Annotated in this window: 2 protein-coding genes and 1 pseudogene; 2 read left to right on the forward strand and 1 reads right to left on the reverse strand. The window is 39.0% G+C overall.

Translation table 11 applies throughout. From position 1 onward, the window contains the following. The coding region (locus tag J582_RS25195; protein ID WP_032048828.1) for a PLP-dependent aminotransferase family protein at nucleotides 1-731 on the forward strand (731 nt) is incomplete at its 5' end. Between the two features lie 56 nt (nucleotides 732-787). Continuing rightward, nucleotides 788-1066: pseudogene (locus tag J582_RS25200) on the forward strand (U32 family peptidase); the annotation flags it as partial. A 38-nt stretch (nucleotides 1067-1104) separates the two neighbouring features. On the opposite strand, the gene J582_RS25205 reads toward J582_RS25200, so the two are convergent. Then, nucleotides 1105-1412 (reverse strand): integrase core domain-containing protein (locus J582_RS25205; RefSeq protein ID WP_032023782.1); only part of this gene is annotated, 308 nt, incomplete at its 5' end.

The raw sequence follows: 1412 nt of genomic DNA on the forward strand, positions 1-1412 counted from the left end.
AAGCCATATTAACTATTCCGACAGGACATAATCCTCTTGGTTTTAGCATGCCTGAAAGCAACCGCCGGCGTTTAGCAGAGCTCGCTAATCAGTTCCAAATTCCGGTTATTGAAGATGCAATGTATGCTGAACTACAACTCACCGAGCCTCTCCTACCCAACATTAAGGCATTTGACCAAAATGGATGGGTCTTGGTCTGTGGTAGCTATACCAAAACTGTGGCACCTGACTATCGAATTGGTTGGCTAGAAGCTGGACGCTTTCGTAATATTGTGCAGCAAATTAAATTAACAACAACCGTTGCCGAACCAACTTTACTCACCGAAACTTTAGGACTTTTTTTAGAAAATGGTGGTTACGATCTGCATTTACGTCAGCTCAAAAAGCGCTATCAACAACAAATCGATACCATCAACTCTTATATTTGTCGCTATTTTCCACTCGGTACTCGAGTTAGTCGTCCACAAGCTGGATTTATTTTATGGTTAGAGCTACCCGAATCTATTGATACATTAGAACTGTTTCATCAAGCAATGGATGAAAAGATCTTATGTATGCCAGGAATTTTATGTTCGGCTGATAAACGTTTTAGTCATTGTTTACGTATAGCAGCCTGTTTCGAATTAAATCCGAAAATGTTAAATGCTTTGATGCGCTTAGGAGAGTTAGCAAAAAATATGCTACCCGCGCAAAATGATATAACTCAAATTCCTACTAATTCAGTAGGTTGAATCAAAAATGCGGAGTTAATAAAATAAAACCATATATTTTTTATGCCTTTTATTTTATGAAAACCGAACTTCTCTCTCCCGCAGGTTCTCTTAAAAACATGCGCTATGCATTTGCTTATGGTGCAGATGCAGTATACGCAGGCCAACCTCGTTACAGCTTACGTGTACGTAATAATGCTTTTGACCATGACAACTTAAAAATTGGTATTGATGAAGCCCACGCTTTGGGTAAGAAGTTTTATGTTGTGGTAAATATTCAGCCACATAACAGCAAATTAAAAAACTTTATACGCGATCTTGAGCCAATTGTGGCTATGCAGCCAGATGCTCTGATTGAACCGTACCGGGTTTGTCGGAGACTTTTTTATTTAAGTTAGGCCACCTGACCTAACGGATTAATCTTATCATAGTACATTGCTTCAAACTCAAAAGGCGATACATAACCCAGTGCACTGTGTACACGCTTTTTATTGAACCAATCTACCCAGTTTAGTGTCGCAAGTTGTACATCTGCTAAACCTTGCCAATCTGCTTTTAAATATTCAATCACCTCTGTTTTGTATAAGCCATTCACCGTTTCAGCCAAAGCATTATCGTATGAATCACCAGTCGTACCGACTGATGCTCGTAAATTTGCAGCTTCTAAACGATTGGTATAGCGAATAGAAAGATATTGAACAC

The organism is Acinetobacter sp. 1566109, assembly GCF_000582255.1.
In the GTDB taxonomy this organism is placed as follows: domain Bacteria; phylum Pseudomonadota; class Gammaproteobacteria; order Pseudomonadales; family Moraxellaceae; genus Acinetobacter; species Acinetobacter nosocomialis.